Source organism: Halomonas sp. I1 (assembly GCF_032334135.1).
Lineage (GTDB): Bacteria > Pseudomonadota > Gammaproteobacteria > Pseudomonadales > Halomonadaceae > Halomonas.
The window spans coordinates 50,847-75,988 of record NZ_JAVXUS010000011.1; the positions used below are offsets into that span (position 1 = coordinate 50,847).

37 protein-coding genes and 1 tRNA gene are annotated in these 25,142 nt (G+C 64.0%); 9 read left to right on the top strand and 29 right to left on the bottom strand.

Annotated features, from left to right (window positions below):
* The 4 genes from RSO41_RS12225 to RSO41_RS12240 all read right to left on the bottom strand — a co-directional run bounded on the left by RSO41_RS12225 (position 1) and on the right by RSO41_RS12240 (position 3,486).
* Positions 1-1,149, bottom strand: coding sequence for an IscS subfamily cysteine desulfurase (locus RSO41_RS12225; RefSeq protein ID WP_315619401.1), 1,149 nt, complete (start codon positions 1,147-1,149; stop codon positions 1-3).
* Positions 1,150-1,195: 46 nt separating this feature from the next.
* Positions 1,196-1,663 carry a Fe-S cluster assembly transcriptional regulator IscR gene (gene iscR, locus RSO41_RS12230; protein WP_315619403.1) on the bottom strand — a complete coding sequence of 156 codons (468 nt, stop codon included), beginning with the start codon at positions 1,661-1,663 and terminating at the stop codon, positions 1,196-1,198.
* Between the two features lie 108 nt (positions 1,664-1,771).
* The gene (gene cysE, locus RSO41_RS12235) at positions 1,772-2,668 is read right to left on the bottom strand and encodes a serine O-acetyltransferase (RefSeq protein ID WP_315619404.1); all 897 of its coding nucleotides are present in this window, start codon (positions 2,666-2,668) and stop codon (positions 1,772-1,774) included.
* Positions 2,669-2,742: 74 nt separating this feature from the next.
* Positions 2,743-3,486, bottom strand: a complete 744-nt coding sequence (locus RSO41_RS12240) for an RNA methyltransferase (protein WP_315619405.1) — start codon at positions 3,484-3,486, stop codon at positions 2,743-2,745.
* A 273-nt stretch (positions 3,487-3,759) separates the two neighbouring features.
* On the opposite strand from RSO41_RS12240, the gene RSO41_RS12245 reads away from it, so the two are divergent.
* Together RSO41_RS12245 and RSO41_RS12250 are read left to right on the top strand one after the other, a co-directional pair.
* On the top strand, positions 3,760-4,554 hold the full coding sequence (locus RSO41_RS12245) for an inositol monophosphatase family protein (protein ID WP_315619406.1): 795 nt from the start codon (positions 3,760-3,762) through the stop codon (positions 4,552-4,554).
* A gap of 168 nt (positions 4,555-4,722) precedes the next feature.
* Positions 4,723-5,070: a hypothetical protein gene (locus RSO41_RS12250; RefSeq protein ID WP_315619408.1), complete on the top strand. Its 348-nt coding sequence runs from the start codon at positions 4,723-4,725 to the stop codon at positions 5,068-5,070.
* 110 nt (positions 5,071-5,180) lie between these two features.
* On the opposite strand, the gene secF is transcribed toward RSO41_RS12250, so the two are convergent.
* The 5 genes from secF to queA form a co-directional block, all read right to left on the bottom strand.
* Positions 5,181-6,107, bottom strand: a complete 927-nt coding sequence (gene secF, locus RSO41_RS12255) for a protein translocase subunit SecF (protein WP_315619409.1) — start codon at positions 6,105-6,107, stop codon at positions 5,181-5,183.
* Between the two features lie 9 nt (positions 6,108-6,116).
* Positions 6,117-7,967: a protein translocase subunit SecD gene (gene secD, locus RSO41_RS12260; RefSeq protein WP_315619411.1), complete on the bottom strand. Its 1,851-nt coding sequence runs from the start codon at positions 7,965-7,967 to the stop codon at positions 6,117-6,119.
* A gap of 137 nt (positions 7,968-8,104) precedes the next feature.
* Complete coding sequence (gene yajC, locus RSO41_RS12265; RefSeq protein WP_315619412.1) at positions 8,105-8,443, bottom strand: preprotein translocase subunit YajC; 339 nt, start codon at positions 8,441-8,443, stop codon at positions 8,105-8,107.
* 81 nt (positions 8,444-8,524) lie between these two features.
* Positions 8,525-9,661, bottom strand: coding sequence for a tRNA guanosine(34) transglycosylase Tgt (gene tgt, locus RSO41_RS12270; RefSeq protein WP_410000334.1), 1,137 nt, complete (start codon positions 9,659-9,661; stop codon positions 8,525-8,527).
* Between the two features lie 127 nt (positions 9,662-9,788).
* Complete coding sequence (gene queA / locus RSO41_RS12275; protein WP_315619413.1) at positions 9,789-10,829, bottom strand: tRNA preQ1(34) S-adenosylmethionine ribosyltransferase-isomerase QueA; 1,041 nt, start codon at positions 10,827-10,829, stop codon at positions 9,789-9,791.
* Between the two features lie 140 nt (positions 10,830-10,969).
* On the opposite strand from queA, the gene RSO41_RS12280 reads away from it, so the two are divergent.
* Positions 10,970-11,056: transfer RNA gene (locus tag RSO41_RS12280), tRNA-Leu, on the top strand.
* Between the two features lie 52 nt (positions 11,057-11,108).
* Here RSO41_RS12280 and RSO41_RS12285 read toward each other — a convergent pair.
* The 19 genes from RSO41_RS12285 to RSO41_RS12375 form a co-directional block, all read right to left on the bottom strand.
* On the bottom strand, positions 11,109-11,948 hold the full coding sequence (locus RSO41_RS12285; protein ID WP_315619415.1) for a site-specific integrase: 840 nt from the start codon (positions 11,946-11,948) through the stop codon (positions 11,109-11,111).
* Positions 11,949-11,974: 26 nt separating this feature from the next.
* Positions 11,975-12,307, bottom strand: coding sequence for a helix-turn-helix domain-containing protein (locus RSO41_RS12290; protein WP_315619416.1), 333 nt, complete (start codon positions 12,305-12,307; stop codon positions 11,975-11,977).
* 2 nt (positions 12,308-12,309) lie between these two features.
* Entirely contained in the window at positions 12,310-12,828 is a 519-nt protein-coding gene (locus tag RSO41_RS12295) for a hypothetical protein (RefSeq protein WP_315619417.1), read from the bottom strand.
* A 202-nt stretch (positions 12,829-13,030) separates the two neighbouring features.
* The gene (locus RSO41_RS12300; protein WP_315619418.1) at positions 13,031-13,423 is read right to left on the bottom strand and encodes a hypothetical protein; all 393 of its coding nucleotides are present in this window, start codon (positions 13,421-13,423) and stop codon (positions 13,031-13,033) included.
* Positions 13,420-15,138 carry a DNA cytosine methyltransferase gene (locus RSO41_RS12305; protein WP_315619420.1) on the bottom strand — a complete coding sequence of 573 codons (1,719 nt, stop codon included), beginning with the start codon at positions 15,136-15,138 and terminating at the stop codon, positions 13,420-13,422. Before RSO41_RS12305 ends, RSO41_RS12300 begins: the two co-directional genes overlap by 4 nt.
* Positions 15,135-15,464, bottom strand: a complete 330-nt coding sequence (locus RSO41_RS12310; protein ID WP_315619421.1) for a hypothetical protein — start codon at positions 15,462-15,464, stop codon at positions 15,135-15,137. The genes RSO41_RS12305 and RSO41_RS12310 overlap by 4 nt, the downstream gene beginning before the upstream one ends.
* 121 nt (positions 15,465-15,585) lie before the next feature.
* On the bottom strand, positions 15,586-16,059 hold the full coding sequence (locus RSO41_RS12315; RefSeq protein ID WP_315619423.1) for a hypothetical protein: 474 nt from the start codon (positions 16,057-16,059) through the stop codon (positions 15,586-15,588).
* Complete coding sequence (locus tag RSO41_RS12320) at positions 16,056-16,349, bottom strand: hypothetical protein (protein WP_315619424.1); 294 nt, start codon at positions 16,347-16,349, stop codon at positions 16,056-16,058. Before RSO41_RS12320 ends, RSO41_RS12315 begins: the two co-directional genes overlap by 4 nt.
* The gene (locus tag RSO41_RS12325) at positions 16,339-16,737 is read right to left on the bottom strand and encodes a hypothetical protein (RefSeq protein ID WP_315619425.1); all 399 of its coding nucleotides are present in this window, start codon (positions 16,735-16,737) and stop codon (positions 16,339-16,341) included. Before RSO41_RS12325 ends, RSO41_RS12320 begins: the two co-directional genes overlap by 11 nt.
* A complete protein-coding gene (locus RSO41_RS12330) occupies positions 16,734-17,348 on the bottom strand; it encodes a hypothetical protein (protein ID WP_315619426.1) in 615 nt (204 codons plus the stop codon). The genes RSO41_RS12325 and RSO41_RS12330 overlap by 4 nt, the downstream gene beginning before the upstream one ends.
* Before the next feature lie 11 nt (positions 17,349-17,359).
* Entirely contained in the window at positions 17,360-18,301 is a 942-nt protein-coding gene (locus RSO41_RS12335) for a recombination-associated protein RdgC (protein WP_315619427.1), read from the bottom strand.
* Position 18,302: 1 nt separating this feature from the next.
* Complete coding sequence (locus RSO41_RS12340) at positions 18,303-18,653, bottom strand: hypothetical protein (RefSeq protein WP_315619429.1); 351 nt, start codon at positions 18,651-18,653, stop codon at positions 18,303-18,305.
* 11 nt (positions 18,654-18,664) lie between these two features.
* Complete coding sequence (locus RSO41_RS12345; RefSeq protein WP_315619431.1) at positions 18,665-18,877, bottom strand: hypothetical protein; 213 nt, start codon at positions 18,875-18,877, stop codon at positions 18,665-18,667.
* On the bottom strand, positions 18,874-19,107 hold the full coding sequence (locus tag RSO41_RS12350; RefSeq protein WP_315619432.1) for a hypothetical protein: 234 nt from the start codon (positions 19,105-19,107) through the stop codon (positions 18,874-18,876). The genes RSO41_RS12345 and RSO41_RS12350 overlap by 4 nt, the downstream gene beginning before the upstream one ends.
* A 13-nt stretch (positions 19,108-19,120) precedes the next feature.
* Positions 19,121-19,414, bottom strand: a complete 294-nt coding sequence (locus RSO41_RS12355) for a hypothetical protein (protein WP_315619433.1) — start codon at positions 19,412-19,414, stop codon at positions 19,121-19,123.
* Positions 19,411-19,788 carry a hypothetical protein gene (locus RSO41_RS12360; protein WP_315619434.1) on the bottom strand — a complete coding sequence of 126 codons (378 nt, stop codon included), beginning with the start codon at positions 19,786-19,788 and terminating at the stop codon, positions 19,411-19,413. The genes RSO41_RS12355 and RSO41_RS12360 overlap by 4 nt, the downstream gene beginning before the upstream one ends.
* Positions 19,785-20,075: a hypothetical protein gene (locus RSO41_RS12365; protein ID WP_315619435.1), complete on the bottom strand. Its 291-nt coding sequence runs from the start codon at positions 20,073-20,075 to the stop codon at positions 19,785-19,787. Before RSO41_RS12365 ends, RSO41_RS12360 begins: the two co-directional genes overlap by 4 nt.
* A complete protein-coding gene (locus RSO41_RS12370; RefSeq protein ID WP_315619436.1) occupies positions 20,072-20,398 on the bottom strand; it encodes a LuxR C-terminal-related transcriptional regulator in 327 nt (108 codons plus the stop codon). The genes RSO41_RS12365 and RSO41_RS12370 overlap by 4 nt, the downstream gene beginning before the upstream one ends.
* 394 nt (positions 20,399-20,792) lie before the next feature.
* A complete protein-coding gene (locus tag RSO41_RS12375; RefSeq protein ID WP_315619437.1) occupies positions 20,793-21,266 on the bottom strand; it encodes a transcriptional regulator in 474 nt (157 codons plus the stop codon).
* A 143-nt stretch (positions 21,267-21,409) separates the two neighbouring features.
* On the opposite strand from RSO41_RS12375, the gene RSO41_RS12380 reads away from it, so the two are divergent.
* Both RSO41_RS12380 and RSO41_RS12385 read left to right on the top strand, forming a co-directional pair.
* Complete coding sequence (locus RSO41_RS12380) at positions 21,410-21,643, top strand: hypothetical protein (RefSeq protein WP_315619438.1); 234 nt, start codon at positions 21,410-21,412, stop codon at positions 21,641-21,643.
* Positions 21,644-21,670: 27 nt separating this feature from the next.
* Positions 21,671-21,943 carry a hypothetical protein gene (locus tag RSO41_RS12385; RefSeq protein ID WP_315619439.1) on the top strand — a complete coding sequence of 91 codons (273 nt, stop codon included), beginning with the start codon at positions 21,671-21,673 and terminating at the stop codon, positions 21,941-21,943.
* Between the two features lie 312 nt (positions 21,944-22,255).
* On the opposite strand, the gene RSO41_RS12390 is transcribed toward RSO41_RS12385, so the two are convergent.
* A complete protein-coding gene (locus tag RSO41_RS12390; RefSeq protein WP_315619440.1) occupies positions 22,256-22,747 on the bottom strand; it encodes a hypothetical protein in 492 nt (163 codons plus the stop codon).
* An 80-nt stretch (positions 22,748-22,827) separates the two neighbouring features.
* Between RSO41_RS12390 and RSO41_RS12395 the strand changes: the two genes are divergently transcribed.
* The 4 genes from RSO41_RS12395 to RSO41_RS12410 are packed head-to-tail and all read left to right on the top strand — an operon-like array spanning position 22,828 to position 25,085.
* A complete protein-coding gene (locus RSO41_RS12395) occupies positions 22,828-23,808 on the top strand; it encodes a DnaT-like ssDNA-binding domain-containing protein (protein WP_315619441.1) in 981 nt (326 codons plus the stop codon).
* Complete coding sequence (locus tag RSO41_RS12400) at positions 23,693-24,496, top strand: hypothetical protein (protein ID WP_315619490.1); 804 nt, start codon at positions 23,693-23,695, stop codon at positions 24,494-24,496. Before RSO41_RS12395 ends, RSO41_RS12400 begins: the two co-directional genes overlap by 116 nt.
* Positions 24,497-24,510: 14 nt before the next feature.
* The gene (locus RSO41_RS12405; RefSeq protein ID WP_315619442.1) at positions 24,511-24,792 is read left to right on the top strand and encodes a hypothetical protein; all 282 of its coding nucleotides are present in this window, start codon (positions 24,511-24,513) and stop codon (positions 24,790-24,792) included.
* Complete coding sequence (locus RSO41_RS12410; RefSeq protein WP_315619443.1) at positions 24,789-25,085, top strand: hypothetical protein; 297 nt, start codon at positions 24,789-24,791, stop codon at positions 25,083-25,085. The genes RSO41_RS12405 and RSO41_RS12410 overlap by 4 nt, the downstream gene beginning before the upstream one ends.
* Positions 25,086-25,142 lie beyond the last annotated feature (57 nt).

Consider the following 25,142-nt stretch of genomic DNA (forward strand, 5'->3'; position numbering starts at 1 on the left):
TTAGCGGCGCAGCCCGGTCAGGGCATGCCGCAGAGTGGCGATGGTACGGTCGATATCGTCTTCGGTGGTGAAGCGGCCGAGGCTGAAACGCAACGAGGCCAGCGCCAACTGCCGGGGAACGCCGATTTCCTTCAATACATAGGACGGCTCGACGCTGGCGGAGTTGCAGGCCGAACCGGTGGACACGGCGATGTCACGCAGTGCCATCAGCAGCGACTCACCATCGACCCCGGTGAAGGCCAGATTGAGAATGTTGGGCACGACAGCCTCGCCGGCGCCGTTGAGCCGGATGCCGTCGAGGTCGTCGATTCCGGCGAGAAGGCGATAGCGCAGGGCCTGGATGCGGGCCTGGTCGGTCTCGCCTTCGCGTCCGGCAATGGCGAAGGCTTCCCCCATGCCGGCGATCTGGTGGGTCGGCAGCGTGCCCGAACGCATGCCACGTTCATGTCCGCCACCGTGAATCAGTGCCTCCACGCGGATATCCGGGGCGCGCTTCACGTAGAGCGCCCCGATGCCCTTGGGGCCATAGGCCTTGTGGCCGGAGAGCGACATCAGGTCGATGTCGCTCTGTGCCACATCCAGCGGCAGGCGCCCCACCGCCTGGGCGGCGTCGGTGTGGAAGAGGGCGCCGCCGGCATGCGCTACCTGGGCCAGTGCTGCCAGATCGTTGACCGACCCCAGTTCGTTGTTCACCGCCATCAACGAGACCAGGACGGTATCGTCGCGCAGGGCGTCCCGCAGCGCAGAGGGGGCGATGCAGCCGTCCTCTCCGGGCGTCAGCCAGGTGACCTCGATGCCTTCCGTTTCCAGGGCCCGGGCCGTGTCGATGACCGCCTTGTGCTCGATGGTCGAGGTCACCAGGTGGCGTCCCTTTTCCCGGTTGGCGCGCATGATGCCGGTCAGTGCCAGATTGTCGGCCTCGGTGGCGCCGCTGGTCCACACGATCTCGCGAGGATCGGCACCGATCAGGTCGGCGACCTGCCGGCGTGCGCTTTCCACGGCCTGCTCGGCCTGCCAGCCGGGCATGTGGCTGCGCGAGGCCGGATTGGCGAAGACGCCATCGAGCGTCAGGTGGCGGCTCATGACCTCGGCGACCCTGGGGTCGACCGGAGTGGTGGCGGCGTAATCGAGATAAATGGGTGCGCTCATGGGCTCGGGTCGGTGAAAGCGAATCGGAGACGGTCGTGCCGTCGGCTCAGGGCGATGAGGCCGGGATCTGATTGTCGGCCACACGGCGCTGCCGCGTGGCGATGGTCCGGAATTCGTCGCGACGGGCCAGCTGGCCCAGGGTAACGCCGTCGAGAAAGCCGTGGATCTGTTCGGACAACTCGTTCCACAAGTGGTGGGTGAGACAGGTCTCGCCCTGCTGGCAATCCGACAGGCCACCGCAGCGGGTGGCATCCACCGACTCGTCCACGGCGTCGATCACCTGCGCTACCGAGATGGCTTCCGGTGAAAGGGTCAGCAGGTACCCGCCACCGGGGCCTCGCACGCTGTCCACCAGGCCGTTACGCCGCAGTCGGGCAAACAACTGCTCAAGATAGGAAAGCGATATTTCCTGGCGCTTGGCAATATCGGCGAGGCAGATCGGCCCATTGTCGGCATGCATCGCCAGATCGAGCATGGCGGTGACGGCGTAGCGTCCCTTGGTGGTCAGGCGCATGGGGCATTCACCTCGGCACCGGTGCGGTCGTCGGTGGTCGTTGAGCGTCACGGCGCCGATGGCGGCGCCGTATTGATGGGGCATTATGATAAAGACCCAGTGCAGCGGTCAACCATTACCGTGGCGGTCGCTCACCGTGTCCTCTGCGCGCTTGTGGCGTGGCTTGTCGGATGTCTCGCCTTCGGCGGGCGTGCGCTTTTCCTCGGGCGGAGGGCAGCAGCTGTCGACGTCATCGAGGATGTCGGCAAAATCCTCGTCGCGCAGTTCCGGCAGCTGGCCGTCGCGGAAGCTGGCATCGATCTGCCGCAGAGTGGAGCACATTCGCTCGATGCGCTCGTCCACGACATGCATGTGGTCGAGCATCGCCTGCATGGAACGTGCCACCGGGTCGGGCATGTCCTGGCTGACACCGTAGGCATCGAAGCCGAACTTGCGGCACATGGCCTCACGGCGCTCGGGGTCGACCTGAAGCGCTTCTTCCTTGTCGGGGTCGCTGCGTTGCACCACCTTGCCGGGAATGCCCACCACGGTGGCGCCGGCCGGCACCTCCTTGGTGATCACGGCGTTGGAGCCGACCTTGGCGCCGGCACCTACGGTGAAGGGGCCGAGGATCTTGGCGCCGGCGCCCACGATCACGCCGTCACCCAGGGTCGGGTGGCGCTTGCCATGATTCCAGCTGGTGCCGCCGAGCGTCACGCCTTGATAGAGCGTGACATCGTCGCCGACCTGGGCGGTTTCACCGATCACCACCCCCATGCCGTGATCGATGAAGAAGCGTCGGCCAATGCTCGCGCCGGGGTGGATTTCGATGCCGGTCAGCCAGCGTCCCAGGGTCGAGAGGGTCCGGGCCAGCCATTTGAGATTGCGGTGCCAGAGCCAGTGACTCAGGCGGTGGAGCAACAGCGCGTGCAGGCCCGGGTAGTTGGTCAGGACTTCCAGGAAGTTGCGTGCCGCCGGGTCACGGTCGAAAACGCTGTTGATGTCCTCGCGCAGACGTTGAAACATGCGGCGATCCTTGGGTGAGGGCGAGTCGTTGTCTTTCATAGTGGGGGTCGCTCGAGCGGGGTTCAAGCGAAGCTTCACTCGTCTTTATGATGTTCGGCCTGGCGCTCCGTGGCGGAGAGGATGCCACGCAGGATGTTGAGCTCCATGCGCTCCGGGCGGGCTCGCAGGGTGAAGCGGCGCAGCCGTGCCATCAATTGGCGGGGCATGGCCGGATCGTGAAAACCGATGGTGACCAGTGTGCGTTCCAGGTGCGCGAAATAATGCTCGAGCTCTTCGTGTGTCGCCAGCGGTGCCGGGTCGGTCTCGGTGGTGTCAGGTGCCTCGGCCTGGCAGGCCAGTCGGCACTCGTAGGCCAGCACCTGGACAGCGGCGGCCAGGTTCAGAGAGCTGAAGTCCGGGTTGGTAGGGATGTGCACATGGGCATGGCAACGCTGCATCTCGGTATTGGTCAGGCCGCTGTCCTCGCGCCCGAAGACCAGGGCGACCCGGCCTTGGGGCGTTGCCAGCTCGGTCGGCAGGCGCTCGCCCAGTTCGCGCGGGGTGACCATCGGCCAGGGGAGGGTGCGCGAGCGAGCACTGGCGCCTACCACCAGAGTGCAGTCGCCGACCGCGTCTTCCAGGTTATCGACCGTGCGAGCGCCATGGACCAGGGTGTCGGCGCCGGAGGCTCTGGAGACGGTATCCGCGGTGAGCGGTTCGCAGCGTGGCGCGACCAGGGCCAGGTCCTCGAGTCCCATGTTGTGCATGGCACGGGCGGTGCCGCCGATGTTGCCGGGGTGGCTGGTGCCGATCAAGACGATGCGTATGCGCTCGAGCATGGGGAACTTCCGGTTGAAGGCTGTTGAAGGTCGGGGAAGGCGCAGTCTAGCATGCTGGCTTCGAGCTTCGAGCTTCGAGCTTCGAGTCACGAGCCACGAGCCACGAGCCACGAGCAGGGAGTTGCCGCTCTGGAGGCGGTTTTCGGGGTTCGTATCTCGCCTCTCGCCTCTCGTATGCTTTGGGTTTCGAGTGCATGGCGCAGGACCCGTGCTTCTGCTAGGATGCGCGCCGACCCGTTCTTTAACATCACCGAGACTCCCCAAGGCCCGATCATGCATCCGATGGTCCAATTCGCACTGCGTGCCTCGCGCAGTGCCGGCGAGCAATTTCTGCGCATTCGCGAGCGCATCGAAAATGCTCATGAAGAACACAATCTCGACAAGTTGCTCGAGGATACTGCCCGCAATGCCGAAACACTGATCCTGCGTCAGTTGTCGCGCGGCTATCCGCAACATGGTGTCGTTGGCCGCTATACGCCGCATCGCGAAGGCGAGGGCGAAGGCCGCGATGTGCTGTGGCGCATCGAACCCGTTCATGGATACTCCAATCTCTCCGTCGCCGCCCCCGGCTTCGCACTGTCGCTGGTATGCCTGGTCAAGGGTCGTCCGGAGCATGCGGTGGTGATCTGCCCGTTCAGCGATGACGAATACCTGATGAGCCGTGGGCGTGGTGCCCAGCTCAATGGCAAGCGTATTCGTGTCTCCAAGCATTACACGATCGACGGCGCACGCATTGCCATGGGGCTGCCCGAGAGCGAACTGCGCTCCCGGCTGCTGCCCGCCCACCTGACCCTGACACAGCAGCTGGCCCCCCGCGTCGAGCTGATGCGGGCATCCGGCAGCGGCCTGCTGGACATGGCCGAGCTGGCGTCGGGGCGTGCCGATGCAGCCTTCGTTCTCGGGCTCGATGAACAGGACCTGCAGGTTGGCTCGCTGCTGCTCAAGGAGGCCGGCGCCTTGATGGGGACGCCGGATGGACAACCGTCGGTGTCGGTCAGTCAACCGCTGATGGCCGCCGGCCCGCGCCTGTACAAGACGCTGGTGAAACAGCTCAAGCCTCACTTCTGATCGGCCCCTGTCGGACTTGGGCGTCGTGACAACATCTCGTAACGTTCTCGAGACTGTTCGAGATCGATGAGTCGGTGTACGTTGAAGGTATCCGGTGGCCGTTCCGGTCATCGGTTTCATGCCGCCGGCCCTGCCGGACCATGAACACCACCCGCGAGAGGAGTGACGATGCAACCGCTCAGCTATTACTACTACAACGTGCTGGAAAGCCTGGAAAAGCCCTGTGATGTGCCTGCTTTGCACCTCCAGGAAGGCTATGACCTCCTGTACCGCTATGGTGGACGCGTCGAGATGGACTTGATGCGTCGTGCCGAGGCGGCCAGCGCGAATGGCGAGCCGTACCATTGGCACGAGGCCCTCGATGACGAGCAGCGTGACAAGCTGCGTCGCGCCCTCGACGACGAGAACCCCGCCAAGATCCTCAAGGTGATGCAGCGCAACGGTTATGCCGGTGTGCTGTACCATCATGCCCGGGAAGTGTTTCGTCCTGATGCCGACGCTCAGGGTGTCGCCTAGGGAGGAACGGTGGCGCCTCGGCGACGCCGTCGATATATCGAGATGAAAAAAGAGCCACCCGGCATGCTGCCGGGTGGCTCTTTTTCGTCAGGTTGCCGGTGTGCGATCGATCAGGGCAGCTCTTCCTCGGCTTCTGCGTCCTCCTTCTGCGCCGGCATCAGGTCCACGCGCTGCAGCTTGAGCGGCAGCAGCAGGGCGGCGGAGACATAGATGGACGAGAAAGTCCCGACCGTGATGCCGATGAGCAGCGCCACGGCGAAGAAGTGGATCATGTCGCCGCCCAGGAACACCAGGGCCAGCAGCACCAGCAGGGTGGTGCCGGATGTCGCGAGGGTGCGCGACAGGGTCTGGTTGATGGACTCGTTGAAGATCGCCGGCATGTCGTCGATACGCGACTTGCGGATATTTTCGCGGATGCGGTCGTAGACCACGATGGTGTCGTTGAGCGAGTAACCGATCACCGCCAATATCGCGGCCAGTACCGTCAGGTCGAACTCGAAGCCGAACAGCGCAAAGGCGCCGACCACGATGATGACATCGTGCACCAGAGCCAGCAGGGCGCCGATGGCGAACTTGTACTGGAAGCGGAAGGCCACGTAGAGCATGACGATGCCCAGCGCCACCAGCATGCCCATGCCGCTCTGGTCGCGCAGCTGGTCGCCGACCTGGGCGCCGACGAACTCGGCGCGCACCAGGTCCACATTGCTGCCGCCCTGGCGAAGCAGCTCGACGACCTGGTCGCCGACGCCGGCATCGAAGGCCTGCTGCAGGCGAATCAGTACCTCGGTGGAGGCGCCGAAGGTCTGCACGGCAACGTCCTGGAAGCCGGCGGCTTCCAGGGTTTCACGCACGGCGTTCAGCGCCGGCGCCGTGGCGTAGCGCACCTCGACCAGGGTGCCGCCGGTGAAGTCGAGCCCCAGGTTGAGTCCCTGGAGCAGCATGGCGACCACCGATACCAGCAGCATCGCCGCCGATACGATGAAGGCATAGCGACGCTTGCCCATGAAGTCGAACTGTCGATTGATGAGGGATTGCATGACCACCTCTTATATCCAGAGCTTCTTGAGCGGTTTGCCGCCGTAGCACAGATTGACCATGGCGCGGGTCACCAGCAGTGCGGTGAACAGCGAGGTCAGAATGCCCAGTGACAGCGTCACGGCGAAGCCCTTGACCGGCCCGGTGCCGATCGAGAACAGGATCAACGCCACCAGCAGGGTGGTGATGTTGGCGTCGACGATCGACGAGAAGGCGCGCTCGTAACCGGCGTGAATGGCTTGCTGCACCGAGAGTCCGTTACGCAGTTCCTCGCGGATACGCTCGAAGATCAAGACGTTGGCGTCCACCGCCATGCCGAGCGTCAGCACGATACCGGCGATGCCCGGCAGGGTCAGGGTGGCGCCGAGCAGTGACATGGCGGCGACGAGCAGGGTCAGGTTGAGCGCCAGGGCGATATTGGCGAACACCCCGAACACCCGGTAACGCACCAGCATGAACAGCACGACCAGCAGCAGGCCGACCTGAACGGACAGGATGCCGCGCTCGATGTTCTTGGCGCCGAGGCTCGGGCCGATGGTGCGCTCTTGGGCGAAGTACATCGGCGCGGCCAGCGAGCCGGAGCGCAGCAGCAACGCCAGGTCGGCCGCTTCGGTGGGCGACTCCAGGCCGGTGATGCGGAAGCTGTTGCCCAGCGCGCTCTGGATGGTGGCCAGGCTGATGATGCCGCGGTCGGTGCTTTGAGTGCGAACGGTGGTTTCCTCGCCGTTCTCCATCACCGTGCGCTCGCGGGAGTTGTGCTCGATGAACAGTACCGCCATGTTGCGCCCGATGTTGGTACGGGTCGCGCGGTTCATCAGGGTGCCGCCGGTACCGTCGAGGTCGATATTGACCTGAGGGCGGCCATTCTCATCGAAGCTGCGGTTGGCGTTCGAGACCCGGTCACCGGTAATGATCACGTCCTGCATCAGGGTCGCGGTGCGTGCCTCGTTATTGCGGAACGGGAAGGCCTCGGTTTCGGAATCGGGCGTATCGGGCCGCGCCTCGAGGCGGAACTCCAGATTGGCCGTGGCGCCGATGATGCGTTTGGCGGCGGCGGTATCCTGGACTCCCGGCAGCTCGACGACGATGCGATTCGGCCCCTGGCGCTGCACCAGAGGCTCGGAAACGCCCAGTTCGTTGACCCGGTTGCGCAATGTAGTCAGGTTCTGGTTGACCGCATAGTCCTGAATTTCGTCGATGGAGGCATCGGTCAGGGTCATCTCCAGACCGGCACCGCGCGTCCGCTCGACGTTGCTGTACTCGAATTCGGGATATTCGGGGGCGATCAACTGTCGCGCCTCGTCACGGTCTTCGGCGTTCATGAAGTCCATGCTGATCGAGCGCTCGCCGAGCTCGGTATTGCGGTAGCGCAGTCGCTCATCGCGCAAGGTGGTGCGCATGGCGCTGGCATCCGACTCCAGGCGCTGGGTGATGGCGGCACCCATGTCGACTTCGAGCAGGAAGTGGACACCACCCCGCAGATCGAGGCCGAGTGTCATGGGCGAGGCGGACAGCGATTCCAGCCAGCCAGGCGTGGATTCGGCCAGGTTCAGTGCCACTACATAGTCTTCACCGAGCGAGTCGCTGAGCAGGTCGCGTGCTCTGGCCTGGTCGTCGGCGTTTTCGATACGGATCAGGACACTCTTGGGCTGGCGTTCGACGGACTGGATGGCAATGTCCGCTTCCTGCAGGGAGGTCTCGAGACGATCGAGTCGTCGTTCGTCGAGCGTGAATTCGCCGCTGTCACTGCTGATCTGAACCGCCGGATCCTCGGGGAAGAGGTTGGGAAGAGCGTAGATCAGGCCGACGACGAGGACGAGGAGTATCAGCAGATACTTCCACAGGGGATAACGGTTGAGCATGGGGGCCCTGCCCTCAGGTTGCTGATGATGGAGACGGGCGTTGCGTCATCACGAGCACCGGGCGGAGCCGGTCGGCCGGGCCCCGCCTCGGTGGTCGCAGGGCAGCCCGCGCAGCATGGCGGCGCGGGCGTGTCCGATCAGATGGACTTGAGCGTGCCCTTGGGCAGGACGGTGGCCACGGCATTCTTCTGCACGCTGACCTCGGTGCCCTCGGCGACTTCCATGGACAGGAACTCGCTGTCCTCGCTGACCTTGGTGATACGGCCCAGCATGCCACCGCCGATGACGATCTCGTCACCCTTGGAAAGGCCGGCGATCAACTTCTTGTGCTGCTTTGCCCGCTTGGCCTGGGGGCGCCACAGCAGAAAGTAGAAGATCAGCACGAAGCCGACCAGCATCACGATCTGGGCGATGCCACCGCCCGGCGCGCCACCGGCGTCCTGGGCCAGGGCCGGGGAAATGAAGAAGTCCAGCATTTACGACAATCTCCTGAGTCGTGGTAAACAAAGTGGCGCCGTGGCGGCGCCCGATGGCTGGCCTCCGGGGCCGGCCAACCGTCAATTCGGTGCGGGAGGTACCGGCAGGCCGCGCTGCGCGTAGAACCCTTCCACGAAGTTGGCCAATGTACCCGCTTCGATGGCACCGCGCAAACCAGCCATCAGGCGCTGATAATGACGCAGGTTGTGAACGGTATTGAGCATCGAGCCGAGCATTTCTCCGCAGCGATCCAGGTGGTGCAGGTAGGCGCGCGAGAAGTTCTGGCACGTATGGCAATCGCACCCCGCTTCCAGTGGCCCGGTGTCGTGGCGGTGTCTGGCGTTGCGGATCTTGACGGTGCCCTCGGCCGTGAAGAGATGGCCGTTGCGGGCATTGCGGGTCGGCATCACGCAGTCGAACATATCGACCCCGCGGCGTACGCCTTCGACCAGGTCTTCCGGCTTGCCGACGCCCATCAGGTAGCGAGGCTTGTCGTCCGGCATCCAGGTGGGCAGGTAATCGAGCACCTCAAGCATTTCCTCCTTGGGCTCGCCCACCGACAGGCCGCCGATGGCGTAGCCATCGAAGCCGATCTCGTCGAGCCCCTTCAGCGAGGCCTCGCGCAGCGCCGGATACATGCCGCCCTGGATGATACCGAACAGTGCCGAGGGCGAATCGCCATGGGCATCGCGCGAACGCTGTGCCCAGCGCAGCGACATTTCCATCGAGCGCCTGGCCTCGTCGAAGGTCGCGGGGTAGGGCGTGCACTCATCGAAGATCATCACGATGTCGGAGCCCAGCGAGCGCTGTACGGCCATGGACTCTTCAGGCCCCATGAAGACCTTGGCGCCATCTACCGGCGAACGGAAATGCACGCCCTGCTCGGTGATCTTGCGCATCTCGCCAAGTGAAAAGACCTGGAATCCGCCGGAGTCGGTGAGAATCGGCCTGTCCCACTGGGCGAAGTCGTGCAGGTCGCCGTGGGCCTCGATGACCTCGGTGCCCGGGCGCAGCCACAGATGGAAGGTATTGCCGAGAATGATCTCGGCACCGATCTCCTTCACCGACTGGGGCGTCATGCCCTTGACGGTCCCGTAGGTGCCGACCGGCATGAAGGCGGGCGTCTCGACCGTCCCTCGGGGGAAAGTCAGTCGACCGCGGCGCGCTCGGCCATCGCTGGCCAGGCGCTCGAAATTCATGAAGCATTCGTCTCGCATGGAAGGTCTCAACGCTGTGACAAGGCGCCCTGAGGAAGGTCAGGCAAGGTAAACGCTGTCGAAATACTCGGAGTTTACTGAAGCAAATGAGAATATTGAGACAGCGTTTGACGCAGCATGGCCGAACTCAGGTCGTCTTGCGGGTGAGGAACATGGCATCACCATAACTGAAGAAGGCGTACGCTTCGTTCACCGCTTCTCGATAGGCGCTCATTACCGTGTCGTAGCCGGCGAAGGAAGATACCAGCATCAGCAGGGTCGATTCCGGCAGGTGGAAATTGGTGACCAGGGCGTCGACCACGCGCCATTCATAGCCCGGGTAAATGAAGATATCGGTCTCGCCACTGTAGGGCGCGATCTCGCCATCGTCGCTCTTCAGGCAGGCGCTTTCCAGGCAGCGCACGCTGGTGGTGCCAACGGCGATGATGCGATTGCCCCGGGCACGAGCGGCGCGCACCCGCTCACAGACCGCTTCGGAGACCTCGATCCATTCGCTGTGCATCTCGTGCTCGCGGATGTCGTCGACGCGCACCGGCTGGAAGGTGCCGGCGCCCACATGCAGGGTCACGAAGGCGCTCTCGATACCCTTGGCGGCGAGACGCTCCAGCAGCGGCTCATCGAAATGCAAGCCGGCGGTGGGGGCGGCCACGGCGCCATCGCGCCTGGCGTAGACGGTCTGATAGCGCTCCCGGTCGGAGAGTTCGTCGTCGCGAGTGATATAAGGCGGCAACGGCATGTGCCCGTGACGCTCCAGCAACGCGATCAATGGCGTCTCGCCGAGGAAACGCAGCTCGAACAGCGCGTCACGACGCCCCTCTACCACGGCCTGGATACCGCCCTCGAAGGTCAACTCGGTGCCTACCCCGGGCGATTTGCTCGAGCGCAGGTGGGCCAGGCCACGATGGGCATCCAGAGGGCGCTCGAGCAGCATCTCCACGCGGCCGCCACTGGCCTTGTGGCCATGCAGCCGTGCCGGGATCACGCGCGTGTCGTTGAAGATCAGCAGATCGCCGGGCTCGAGCTTGTCGACCAGCTCGGGAAAACGACGATGATCGAGTGCACCACTGGCGCCGTCGACGCACAGCAGGCGACAGTCGCTGCGTTGTTCGGAGGGGTAACGGGCGATCAGCGCCTCGGGAAGCTCGTAATGGAAATCGGCGCGCTGCATGGCGTGACTCGGTTGATCAGGATGAAGCATGAACGGAACCGCCAGCCTGGCTGGCAAGCCGCATAGGATACCGTTTCGCGACAGCGAAGTCAGGGTGGAGATTGACCTGTCTCGCTGGCTCCGTATAATGCAACGCCGTTGCCGGTGTGGCGGAATTGGTAGACGCAGCGGATTCAAAATCCGCCGCCTTCACGGGTGTGTCGGTTCGAGTCCGACCACCGGCACCACTTCAGAATCAAGTGGTTAGCGGCATTCCCCTTCTTCTCGCAGCACCCCTCCTCAGTGCTTGGTCGCAGTTTGGTCGCAGATGGCCGCATTCAGCGACGGCAGCCGCGCGCCAATATCATCGAGTCCAGCGTCGAACATGTGGCTGTAACGACTGGTCACGATCAGGCTCGAGTGCCCCAGCAGATCCCGCACCGTGGTCATGCTCTCTCCGGCCTGGGCCAGCATGCTCGCATAGCTGTGGCGCAGGTCATGGAAACGCAGATCCTGGCGGCCGACGGCTGCGCGGGCGGTCTCCCAGGCATGGCGTAGGCGCGAGTAGGTCGTGGCGAATGGCAGACCCTCCAGCCACGGCCGTGCGTCTTCCGGTACCGGCACCACTCGGGCCTTGCCGCTCTTTGTCTGGTCTGGTCGCAGCAGGATGCGACCACCGTGGACGTTCGATCTGTCGAGGCTGAGCAGCTCACCCTGACGCAGCCCGGTGAGAGCTGCCAGAGCGATGACCTTCTTCTCGACGATGTTGCGATCAGGGATGGCCTGCAGTAGCTGGCTGAGCTCCTGGGTACTGAGGTAGACGTGACGCTCATTCTTCGGCGCCTTCTTCTTCAGCTTGTCCCCCAGCGGCTGCTCGAGCCACCCCCACTCACGGTAGGCCAGGTTGAGCACGCGCTTTACCACCTGAATGTGGTTGTTGATCGTGCTCTGGGCTCGCCCCTGGTGGCGCAAGTCCCTGGCCATCTCCCGCGCCCTGTCGAGCGTTTCCTGGCCGAGCAGCACCCGGTCGCCCATGTAGGCCGCGACCGGCCGGATAGCCTTCACCTGGCTGGCTACGTCGTACTCGTCGATCCAGCGCTCGAGTCCCTCGATGAAGGTGCGCCGCGGCTGGCGCCCCATCACCTCGCCGTGAAACTCGGCCTCGTTCAGTTCAGCTTCGCGCTTGGCCGCGTACTCGTACGCCTGGCGCTCCCCTTCTCGAGTCCCTGCAAACGTTTGTTGATGTCGCTGACCGTGGTGCGTTTCCGTGACAACCCACCGGTTTCGCTTCTCCCTGTAGCGGACAGTGATTCCCATGTATTGCGTCCCCCTGTCTGAGGGCCGCGCTTGCAGCCCTCAGAGTATGCCGCGACATCCTTTGGCTCAAACCGAATTGCGGTGCCGATCTGGTGATAGCCGATACGGTGCTTGTTCGCGTAGACCCAGCTCAGGCTCATGGCGAGTTGCTGGGCTACGTCCTCAGGTGTGAGCAGTGCCATGATCAATCCCCCGTATGTCTGCGGCCGCCGTGGCCACGGCCACCGCCTGCCCGCCATTCCTGTTCTCGCTGCACCCAGTCCGGCGGCTCCTCCTGCCTGCGTTTCTTTCGCACCTGCAGCGCCTCCTGAACCTCTGGGAATGCCAGTACCTGGTCCCGCTGATCGATGATGCGCTGCTGGCGCTGAATCATGCCGATGGCGACCTCGGCCAATTGCCAGAGATCCGTCGGTGTCTCGCCGTCCTGACGCACCTTGCCGAGGCCATAGCAACCGCCGCAGGGCTGGAGCTTGTTGCCCTTGATCGGGTCGGTACCGGCGCCCAGGCAGAGGGTGCAGTCGTCGGCGGCGATCTCCTTCCAGTTGTCGTGCCAGTCCTGGTAGGTGGTGACGCTGGTGACGTCCTTGTCTAGGTCGTGGAGGATCACCATCTCCTGGCCCTCGAGCGGGCCTGCCCCCGGATGGCTGTTGATGGCGGCCCAGCGGCCGCCGTGCTGCCGGTGGGTGTGTGTCGGCTGGGTCACTGGCCTTTCTCCACTTCCGTGTCGCGCCATGCGGCAGAGAGGTGTACCGGCCACTCCGCTTCTGGCGCGCCATCCTTGGAAAGTTGTTCTCTAGTTATGCGAATAGCGGCGCCTTCAGCCTCGTCTTTCGACGCGGCCTCAACGAATCCGGTAGTGACGCTCCAGCGACGCTCCATCCTCATCACTGCAAATGCCCATCGACTCAAGATCTCTCCCTCCACATAAATGCTGGCGGCTCGGGCAGCAACCAGAGGTGCCGCATGTTGGCCACGTTCACGATGTTGTCGTCGTCCGGGTAGATCTCGACGGCGACCCGGTCGGCGTAGCCGCACTGCCGCTTGATCTCCATCAGCTCATCCCAGGTCATGCCGTCTGACCAGCCGCCTGATTCAGGCACCACGTCGTTGATCGAGAGGCGGATGATGTCCTCGTGCTCGGCGAACACCTGAACCAGGTAATCGCGGCTGATCCAGACGTTGAGTCGATTTTCCTGCCAGGCATCGCTTGGCCACATGTATCTGGGCGCCTCGGTCAGGTCCATCGGATAACTCTTGGCCCGCTTCTTGGCCAAGCGGCGATGGGTGCGGTTAGTCATGCAGCATCCCTCCCTGCAGGCGTCGGCATGAACCGGCGTTCGTGAGTGAAGTTGGCCTCGACGATCGCCCGAGCCAGCGGCGGGCAGACGCTATTGCCGATCAACTGCACCTGACGGTACTTGGGAACCTTCTTTCCGCCGGCCTCGGCGAACTGGTAGCCGTCGGGGAAACCTTGGGCGGCGGCGAGCTCGTGGGGCTGGAGCATGCGCATGCCGATGTCGACGATGGCGTATTGCTCGCCCTCGATGGTGACGGTGACCAGCTGGAAGCGGTCCTTGGTGGTGACCGTGGGCGCCGGGTCCCGCATATCGCGACCAGTTTCGCCGGAGCCGCTGCCGTAATAGGGCGCGAGGAATGCGGCCACCGCTGCAGCGTGAGTGCCACCTGCGCAGATGGTGGGCATGGGCTGGCGCGGATCCCGTCCGCCGCGCTCGCTGCCCTTGAGGTTCACGAGACTGGTGGCAACCAGGGCGTTGTGGTCCTTGGCGGTGACCGTCGGCACCGGACGGCGCAGGTCGTCACCGACCACGCCGGTGAAGTGCTTGGCCAGGAACGCAGAGACCAGGGCGAAATGACCGCCTTTGACCTGGGCGCATTGAGTCCTGAGCGGCTCGTCGGCTGGCATGTTTCGCTGCGTGCTGCCGTTCGCGCACTCGGTGACGAATGGTGACAATGATGCAGAGACGACGCCGAGCGGTGCGCAGCCTCCCGGGTTCACGCCAGGCCGAGTGACGTTAGCGTTGGCCGTGATGGTGTGCATCGGCTCGTCGCAGCGGTGGCCTACTGCCCCCGACCGGAACTTGGTGATGTGCGGAATGACGATCCCATGGGCATCATGCGCAGCTGTGATCGTCTTCATCGGGTCCAGAAGACCTTGCCCGCGAAAACCCTGGCCACCGTGATTGCAGGTCACGATGAACGGCTCGGTGGCATCTACTACGAACCTCATCACGCCTTTGGCAATCCGGCGCATGGTGGCCTCGGCCAGTGGGCGCTCCCGGTCGAAGATGCTTGGGCAGGGAATGCTCCAGTCGATGCATTCGGCAGCGGTGGCCCAGGGCTTGAGCTTTCCGCGACGAACGCCCGGCGTGGCTGGGTCAGCATGTGTCGGCTTGGGCCAGACGATTGGTAGACCGTCGCGCCGAGCGACCAGGAACAGCCGGCGGCGGATGGTCGGAGCACCGTAGTCACAGGCGCGCAAGATCTTCCAGTCCACCTGGTAGCCGTGGCGGCCCAGGGCGCGCACGAAGGCGCGGAAAGTCTGCCCCTTGCGATCCGGGTCCGGAACGATGCGGCCCTTGGCGTCCTTCATCAGCGGACCCCAGTCAAGGAACTCCTCCACGTTTTCCAGTGCGATCACCCGTGGTTTCACCTTCGCCGCCCAGCGGGCAGCTACCCAGGCCAGGCCACGCACACTCTTGCTGACCGGGCGCCCGCCCTTGGCCTTGCTGTGGTGTCGGCAGTCGGGGGAGAACCAGGCAAGCCCCACCGGCATACCATGGACGGCCTGTTCAGGGTCGACATCCCACACATCGGCGACGCTGTGCTCGGCGTCCGGGTGGTTGGCAGTGTGCACGGCGATGGCCGTCGGGTCGTGGTTGATGGCGAGGTCCACCGGACGCCCCAGGGCCTGCTCGATGCCTTCGCTCGCACCGCCACCACCGGCGAAGTTGTCGACGACAAGCTCGGGGCTAAATAGATTGAGGTTGGTCACTGGACTGCCTCCTTGCGCAGTTTCTCGATCTCTTCCAGGGCCTCGGCCCCGCGCACGCACGTGCCATCCCGGTGCTGAACGTAGGCCCGGGCGTCGATCCCGTGGCCACAGCAGGCATTCATGACGATGTGCTCGGGCAGCGTGCCCATGCAGCCGTCGTGACCCTCCGGAGTCGGCCCTAGTCCGCAGTAAGCGCACCGCCGAAACTGGCCGTGGCCGGCCATATCCTGGGTGTATATTGGCTCGCCCGTGTCCGCGAAGATCCACTCGTTTTCCGTCTCGTCCCAGAGGATGACGTGGCCACTCAGGTGTCCGCGTGCTGTCATGACTCGTCGCCCTCCTGGTCCCGCCGAATCCATCGCCAGAGGCGCCAGAACGGCCAGCGAACGAGGTACCACGCTGCAACGGCTGCCCAGCAGGCGAGGCGTTTGAATTTTTTCCACCTGGTCATGGCGCCCCCTCGCCGATTCCGGCCTGCCGGCGCAGCTCGATGGCGATGCTTTCCTCCACCGCGTCCACAACAGCCCGGTCGCCATTACGCCGCGCTCGCCCCAACATGTGCTGCAGCACTTCGACCTGCCACCGAGCCTTAAGGCGGGCGAGGGAGTTGGTGGGCGTGTCGGCAAGAGCCTCGCGGCAGGTGTCTCGAAGGCTGCTATCTTCGAGAAAGTTTCGCCCCTCAAGGTCCGTATCAATTTTTACCAACGCGCTCGTCAGCCGCTCCACATGCGCTGCCAGCGCGTCGCGCTCCTCACCCATCGTGGTCAAGTCAGCCGACATGCCGTGCGCCATGTCCTCGTAAGCGTCGCGCCCTCGCTCGGCCTCACGCAGCCGGGCGATCAGGGCGATGATGGTGGACGCTTGGCCCCACATGCTCGTTCTCTTAGCCAGCGCCTCCAGCTTGTCGATGTCGATGCTCATGCCGCCGCCCTCCGTGCCTGCGAATGCTGGCGCAGGGCCCGGGCGAACTCGCCGAGCCGATGCGTCGAGAGGATGCCGATCCGCGAGCGCAGCCAGATGCCACGCGCAACCCGTCGCTCGGCCTCGATGTCGATCTCGGTACCGGGCGGTGCGATCAGCGTCTCGGAGCGGATGCCGAGAGTGTCGTAGCGATGCCAGATGATGTAGCTGGCAATGCCATGCTCCCGGCTCAGGGCGTAGACCGTCGTCATCTCACCGGTGCGCGGGTCGATGATGCGTTCAGCTCGCATGACTCACCTCCTCGGCAATCTCGATCACCCGGCGGTGGACGGCCTTGATGGTGGTCCAGCTGACAGGTGCCTGGCCCTCGAACTCGACCAGCCCATCGCATACCTCGCAATCAGGGTCTGGGTCGTCGGGATCGCATTCTGTGCACCGCATGCTGACCGATTCATGGAAGTCGCCTATCATCCCGGCCTTGTGGCCGCTCTCGGCAGTGATCTCACGAGGCACCAGGGCCATGCCTTCCGGTGTGGAGCGAGAGTTCCATCGCTTCACGGTTGGCCCGGTGGCGCCGCAAGACAGACACTCTGGGCCACGCTCTCCAAGGCCGTTCAGCCACCCGTCTGGGTCGACGTCGCGAGATCCGCAGAACGGACACGGTTTCAGTTCGCTCATGACGGCATGCCCTCCGCGCGATCCATGCGGGCGAGTTCCGCAGCGATCAGGCCGCCGGCCTTTTCAAGGTCGCGGCGCGGTGTGGTTGGCTTCCACCACTGCTCAGGCCATGGCCACTGAGACGTGAGCAGCCGGCTGCTGTCCGATTCCCGCGCCCTTATCGTGAGGGCTGCGGTCCCTGCATAGGATGCAGCCGCGTCGGCGAGCTGGCCGTCGCGGTACCGATCATCGTGCTCTGCCGACCACCCCTCGGCATCAACCTGACGACGGCGCTCGGCGGCGATAGCGCCAATGGAGGGAAAGCTATCTACCGGTAGCATCAGTAGGTGGGCGAGCGGGGTGATTGGCTGCACCGCGAGCATGACGATCTCGCCGTCCTCGGTTTCAAAGCGGTCCAGCTCGGTGAAGCCTTCCGGGATACTGAACGACAGTGCGTCCATGAACCCCTGAGGATCGGCGCAGAATTTGTCATGGCCCTGGGGATCGTCCATTTCGCATGGCACATCTTGAGTCTCGATGTGAATCTGAAACCCGAACGGCTCCAAGATGCGTTTGACAGGGCGCTCCTCGAGCAGCGGGTGCGACCCCATCAGGTCGTCGATCAGTCGCATTTCGCTCTCCTTTAGTTGCTGGCCGTCGTGTCGGCGGCTTGCTGTGCTTCCCCACCCAGCCACTCGATCAGCCGATCGATGCTGGCACCCAGGGCCTGGGCCATCAGCAGGAAGTCGGTTTCGAGCCGCACCAGGGCGTCGTCGCCGTCGTCGGCCTGGCTGGCGTCGTCGATCACGGCGTCGTCGAACCGGATGGACTTGATAGCCAGGTCGTCGTGGAGCACGAACGTCATGCGCCCCTCGATACCCAGGGCCAACTTGCTGGCCTGGCGTCCGCCCTCGAGGAGCTGCTGCACGTCGTCGTTGTCGAGGTCGACTTGGCGACCACGGAACACGCCGTCATCGCCCTTGGCCTTGAGCTCGACCGTGTCGCCCATCACCAGGTCGGCGGGGCGAGTGCTCGTGTCACCGAGCCAGGTGGTCATGGCTCGCATCGGCAGTGCCTGGCTCGCCAGCGGCGTGACCTTGAGGCTGCCCAGTGTCTCGCGCAGCAGGTCGAGCACTTCCTCGGCTCGCTTGCGGCTGCTGGTATTGATGCCGATGAGCTGGCGCCGGTGGTCCCACCACAGGTCAATGCGCTGGGTGCGGACGAAGGCCCGGGGCAGCAGTTCCTCGTAGACCTGCTCCTTGAGGGTGAGCTTTTCCTGCCGGCGCAGCTTGCGGCCTTCGGCTGCCTCCTGCGCGCTGGCGCGTTCCTCGACCTCCTCGCTGACCACGGCGGGCGGCAGGATCCGCTCCTGGCGTAGGGCGGACAGGAGGTACTGGCCCTGCAGGTGGTGGTAGAGCTGCCGCCGAGTGCTGGCTCGGCCACCCGGTGGGCACCATCCGATGCGGCGTGCTTCGCTGCCGCCAAGAGGACGGGATTCCTTGGCCTCGACGCGATCGGCGATACAGCCGCCGTCGATGCCGGCCACGGCGTGGACGCGGTACAGGTGTAGGTTCTTGAACCACATGTCAGGCCTCCTTCCGGGGTGTCAGGCGTTGGCCGTCGACGACCATGTCGCTGATGCCGATGGCATTGATCTCGTCATGAGTCAGGCTTTCGCCCATCCAGCCATGACCGTCGGGCTCGACGACCAGCTTGACGACCAGCCCGCCAGCTCGGCCGATCACCGCCTCGCCGGCCTTGGGGTACATGCGGCCGTCATCGCCATGGAGTAGGCCGGCCACCTCATCGTCGTAGGCCTGGGCTGTGGCTGCGGCCTCGATGATTGGGACGGCCAGGGTGGTGAACGCCTGCTGGACGGCCGGCTTGTCGAGCCAGACCGATAGAGATTCGATGTTCGGTTTCTGGGGTAGGGGCATGGCCAGGATCCTCAGTAGTGCCCCAGGCGCTTGGCCCGGCGGATGCGGCGTGACTTTGCGGCCCGGCGCTGGGCCTGAGCGACGGTTCGTTGCTTGCCGCCGTTGCGACTGGTGGCTGGCGCCGCTTCGCTCGGCAGACTGCGGATCGCGGCGTTGAAGCCGTCGAAGGCCTGGGCGGATAGCGCGACCGCGGTGGCCATTTGGGCGAGCGCGATACGAATCATGACGGCACCTCCAACTCCTCGACATCGATGTCGGACATGTCCACGAACTCCGGATCTCCCTTCTGAGAGACGCAGTTCAAGACGTTGCTGTGGCGGATCAGGGCATTGACTGCCTCGGCCAGGTCGCCCTTGTCGTAGAACTCGTCGTTGATGATCGACTCGGCGACATCCCGCAGGCTTTGCGCATCGCCGGAGAGTTGCCGGCGGAACCCATTCATGGAGAACTGCATCGGTCTGGCTTCCTCAATAACTGGCCATCTGGCGCGCGGGTGAGTGGTCAAGGGGTTCTTGACGACTGCCTGGGCACTGCTCATCGGCGATGCCGTCGTAGTCCGGGTGGCCGGTACGCCGCTCCGGTGCGACGCCTTGCCGGGCCTCGGCCTGCCAGGTGGCGACGCCGGCGCAGTACTGCCGCTGCATCTCGGCGGCGACCTCGCGATCGAGCTGCTGGACGTTCGCCAGGACCAGTACGCCGGCGCAGGCCAGGGGCAGGGCGCCAAAGCTCAGCACGAGACGTTTCAGTTCGATCAGGTTCATGGCGTCACCCCCTGCTGCAGCATCTCGGAGAGTTGCTCCGTGACCTCGCTCAGCCGGCGCAGGCAGACGTCACGATCCCGGTCGTTGCTGTCCTCGCTCGGCAACTCGATCTCACGGAATACGCCGGCACTCGCGGTTGCCGACCACGGGTTCATCACGTCGCGCGTCATCACCGTCAAGCTGTGCCGGCAGGTACCGGCGTGCCGGGGCTGGTAGTGCACCGCGACGTCGTGACGGCCGGTCAGGTTGATGGCCATGGCCAATTCGTTGATCAGCATCAGCGGCGCCATGAATCCGACATGGATGTCGTGACGTTGCATGACCTCGGCGATGGTGATGGCGGTCTCGCCGCCGTATGAGGTGGTAGCGGTCATGAGGCCTCCCGGTGTAGCTGGATGTTGCCGTTGTCGTGCAGGCGCTCGAGCATCCACTCGATCCACTGGAGTGCCTGGGCGTAGCTGGGATGGGGCTGACTCGACACGATCTCGACGACCAGATCGGTACCGGGCACGCGGAACGCAGGGCGATAGCCCCAGGACGGATACCCGGGGTAGACCTCACGCGCCAGCAGCTCGACAGCCGGATCGGTGACGCCGTCCCGCTGGGCGTATTCGCGCCAGACGCTGGCGATATGGCGAACGGGGATCTCGATAGTGCTCATGCCAGCACGCTCCCCAGATCGCGACGTGCGGCCCGATAAGAGGAGGAGGCGTGCTGGCGCGTGCGGACCGGCTGACGGGTGCGCAGTGCATGGCCGTGCAGATCAGCGAGCATCAGCGCCAGCGCGAGCGGGGCGATCCATCCGCGCGATATGGCGATGGCGATCAGGTGGGCGGTGTTGCGGGCGTTGGCGCGATGGCAAGCGAGCTTCACTTGAGTTCTCACCGTCTGGACAGACCGACAGAAGCTCGTTGCCACCTCTTCTGCCGTCATGCCATCCGCCAGCCGGCTAACTATCTCAGCTTGTCGTTTGGTCAGGTCCATGTGTTTATCGCCTTGATAATCAGGTTATAGCCTGATGTTAGGGTTAGTTATCTAAAACATCAAGGGATAAACTGATATTAAGGCAGAAGGGGAAGGAAGATCAGGTTTATGATCTTGATTTTTGGCGGGAATTTTCTTCAACTTTTTTGCGTGCACGCAGCAGATCGAACGCCTTGCAAAGATTCACGAGGGATTCTCGCGAGCGCTCTTGTACGTCTTGATCTCGTTCATCAGTGATGGGCGTGATGCTAGACCCTTCCTCCATGAATCATCCCCCGCGCTTATGTAATGCTGTTTATATATACAGTAACCGAAGAATGGCGATACAGCTACCTCGATGTCGCAGGCACAAAAAAGCCCGCAATATTGCGGGCTTGTGTCGCATGGAGGAGCGTTACTTTGAAGGCGGGTCTTGGTCGCGGATTCCCAGCGCAAACCGGAAAAGAATGCCGTAAGCCTCATCCTCTCCCTTGCCTTGCATGACCAGCTCGTGGGCTTTCTCCATGACGGCGCTGAACTGCTCGACACTACCTTCGGGCAGGGCGGCCTTGGTCACTGTGCTGGTGAGCTCTCCGGCTAGGCGCAATGCCTCATCAGTTGCAAGGTCGCCATGCGCAGGCGGCTCTTCGCCAGCCAGCTTAGTTGCAGAAACACCGTACTTGGACGCCAGTCGCATCAGCACTTTGTCGCTTGGCGCGGTCACCAGGCTCTTCCACTCGGATACTGACTGTGGCTTGACGCCCGCATCATCAGCGATCAGAACGCCCAGCCCTCGCTCCTGGTGGTGGTTGTGATAATCCATCGCCGCCTGGGAGATGGCGGCCCACATCCTGCGTTTTTCTTCGTCCGTGGGTTTGCGGCGGGGCATTGGGTCTCTCGCGCGTATCAACTAATAGCTTGATTGTAGGCGCCTCACATCCATTCTCAATACCGAAAATCAGGTATTGTCTTGCCAATATCAGGCCAATGCGGCTAGCATGATCAGGAGTAGACCTGATATTAAGGCTGGCCATGACAACTCAACCCACATCCCTCAAGGACGTCATCAACGATTGTGGTGGCGCTCCTGCCGTAGCGAAGCGACTGCGCCGGAGCAATCAGTATGTCCACGAGTGGCTGCAGAGAGGCCATCTCCCTCTGTCCGAGCTGACCGGCCGCACCCGCTACAGCGAGACCCTCGCTTCCATGCAGCGCGAGGGGAAGTTGTCTGCAGCTGAAATCCGCCGCATTGGGCTGCGGCTCTAGGCCAGCGAGCGAGGGGACGCCATTACGATGACAACGACACCGATGGGTCGCTACCGCGACCAACTGATCGCCGAGACGAATCGCCTGGAGCGGGAGCGTGTCGAGCTGGCCGTGACCGGCCCGATGCTGGATCGCCTCTACTGTGACCTGCGGTACCACCAGGCAATGACGCAGCTGCTGGCGCTGACCGATCCCTGGGACGACGACGCCCGAGTGATCGTCAACGGCCGCCGACTGATGCACCGGTTTTTCGCAGACCACTACCAGCATGAGCTCGAGCAGCTCGAGGGGGCAGCGTGATGGCAGCGGTCAAACATGACCACTTGGGCTTTTACGAGGATGACCCTGCTGGGGCCAAGGGTGAAAGGTTCAACACCGACATTGCCGTGCGAGCGAGATCCCGGCATAGCGGCTTGCCAGACTCCGCCGCGGCCTTCCTCGCTAATCAGGTCTCGGGCTTTCCCTCCATGTCGCACATGCTGGATAGCCGCTTATGGCTTGAGGAGGGCAAAGCGGGCGACCTGGAGTTGCGCTTTGCCTGCCGGCCTCAGCCCTTCGATTACCTGTGCTTCTGCATGCGCTCCGGCTACTTGGTGTTTCGCCATCTAGACATCATCCAAGGGGCATCTGTGTATACAGCCATTGGATGGTACCAGGAGCCTCTTGCAGACCTCGACGGATCAGTTGGCTGGTTAAATCATTCAGGGCCCGTTCCGGCAGGGAGGATACCCATTCCCGAAGCTGGAGCTTCCGATGTGTAGATTCATCCGAATTATCGATTCGTTGGTTGATCAGGATGCGCAATGTATCGGCCTCCAGGCGCACGGTGATCACGTTAAGCCGAGCCGTCATGCCGCCGTCATCGCGCAGCAGATCGATTCCTTTGCCGTTGATGCGGATCTCGGCGTAACTGCCAATCCCGCTCATGCGGGTTCGCTTGGCCCATACGTCGACCAACCCATGATCGACCAGGTAGTCGATGGCCCCTGTCACAGTGTCATCACCCAGTTCGCTGTTCAGCGGGTCGACATCGATCGGCTCTGGGAATGCCTCTTCGGCTTTGTGCAGGATGTCGTAGAGCAGGTCGTCCTCAGGTTTGGCCATGCCGGTGCTCCTTCTGGTTGCGTGAGAACTTCCAGTCTATCGGCCGCCGGCATGGCCCTCTATACGGCGAGAGGTACGTGATGCAGTACTTCGTCGCCATCAACCAAGCTCGTGCCCTGGAGTGGGGGCTCAACGCCCAGCAGGCGATGCTGTTCGCGTTCCTGCACCAGGTGCCGACCTGGGCGGAGTCGCGCCAGATCGATGGGCAGACCTACTTCAACATCGGCAAGGGGAAGATCGTCGCCGAGTTGCCGTTGCTGACCGACAAACCGGATACCGCCTACCGGCTGATGAAACAGCTGGCCAAGGCCGGCCTGATCCAGATGACCAGCTGCGACAACCGCACCTACATGCGGCTGACCGCCAAAGGGGCTACATGGAACCGCGTGGAAGGGTCGGAAAATTCTCCGACCCTTGAGGCTGGCGCTGATGAAGAAGGGTCGGAAAAAAATCCGACCCCGGAAAAATCTCCGAGCAGGGTCGGAAAAATATCCGAGGGGGGGTCGGAAAAATCTCCGACGAATCAATATACCAATATATCCACCTCTCTCTCTGGCGCGAGCGCCGATCAGCCCGAGCCAGAACAACCGACCGACCATCCGATCTTCGGCCAGGCCGCTGGCCAGAACGACGACGGCCAACCCTCGGCAGGTGATCACCGCGTCGCGATGACGCTCGACTGGCGACCTGACCCCGAGGTGTTCGCCATGGCCTGCCAGCGTGCCGGCCTGCCTGCCGACACCGAGTATTCGCCAGCCCAGCTGGCCAAGTTCACTGCCCACCATGCCGACGCTCCGGGCCGCCGCTACGGCGAGTCCGCTTGGGTCGCTCGCTTTGTCGACTGGATCCGCAACGATGCCCGCCACGCCCAGGCGGTGGCCGGCCCCGCCACAGGAGGACAGCCCCATGGTCAACGCACAGGACATGCTGGCCAGCGCCAGCGATTTGCCAACGTCAGCGCCTCTGAAGCTCGTCGACTCGCTGAACAGCGCCGCCGAGAGCAAGCGTCAGGCTCGCCAGGGGGAGACGTCTTCGACGGGGAGCTGGCGTCCGATCACTGACCAAACCATCGACTGGGTCTTCGATGCCCTGGGGCAGCTGTACGGCGTCCATTGGCGTCGGCGTTGTGCCGAGGCCGGCTGGGGCGAGCAGATCGGTGGCGAGTGGGTGTGCTTCGACGCCACCGGGGAATGGGGGCAGGCCCTGCAGCACCTGAGTGAGGCGCACGTCCGTTGCGGGCTGGCTGCGATGAATGAGGCGGCCGCTGAGGCCGTGGCGCATGGCAAAACAGCCTGGCCCCCGGATAGCGCAATGCTGTTCGCCAAGGCTTGCCGCCTGCGCCCGGAGCCGCTGGGCTTGCCGAGCACCGAGGAGGCCTGGCGCAACGTCCAGGAGCACGCCTTCGCCGGCAAGCCGTTCATCCATGATGCCGTGGCCGCTGCTGCTGAGCACGTCGACATGCACAACCTGCGGGCGGCGAGCTATCACCAGCTGGGCGAGCACCGGCGCCAGTTCATGCACTACTACGCCAGCACCAATCGAGACTGCGTCGTCGAGCGTGTGGCGCGCGGTGAGTCCATGCGGCCTCGGGCCTCGCTCAAGCACGACGGCCACCGTAGCCAGGCCGAGCTCGCCGAGCGGGCTGGGCATGAACGCGCCGACCGGCTGGTCGATGACGCCGGCCTGCCGCACACCATGAACGCCGACCAGGGGCTCCGGTCCCTGCGGGCCGCACTGGGGAGGGGGTAACCATGGGAGCCGTGATGCAACCGACAGGCCGTGAGGTATCTCGAGAGGGCTACGACGACGTCCGCCGCTCAGGTCGCCAGGCACGGCAGAGCCAGCAGGTGCTCGAGGCCCTGCGGACGGGCGGGCCAAGCACTCGGCAGGACCTGCAGGCCCGGACCGGGCTGGCGCTGTCGTCGATCTGCGGCCGCTGCCGTGAGCTGTTGGATGCGGGGCGTGTGACGGTAGTCGGCACGGTCGGTAAACCCTCGCGCCAGCTGCTCGAGTATGTACCGGAGACGAGCGGAGGTGACCAGTGAAACCCATCGACATCGAACACGAAGTGTTGCTGGCGCTGCGCTCTACGCCTGGCCAGGCCATCCACGCCATCCGGCGTCGGATCACTACCGCCCAGGGCGAGGGTCCGGGCTGGCGCCAGGTCGCCAATAGCGTGAACCGCCTCGAGCACCGGGGCTGGGTGCGGATCGTCGCTGAGCAGGAGATCAACGAGGTCTGGCATCCCGCCTATGGATTGACCGATGCCGGTCGCGAGCAGGCCGATCGGGTGCGCGCCCAGCGGATCAATGCCAAGGGAGCGGAGGTGTCGGTATGAGCATCGACACGCGCCTGCTGGGCACGCCCGTCAACGGCACAGCGCAAAGCGCGGTCT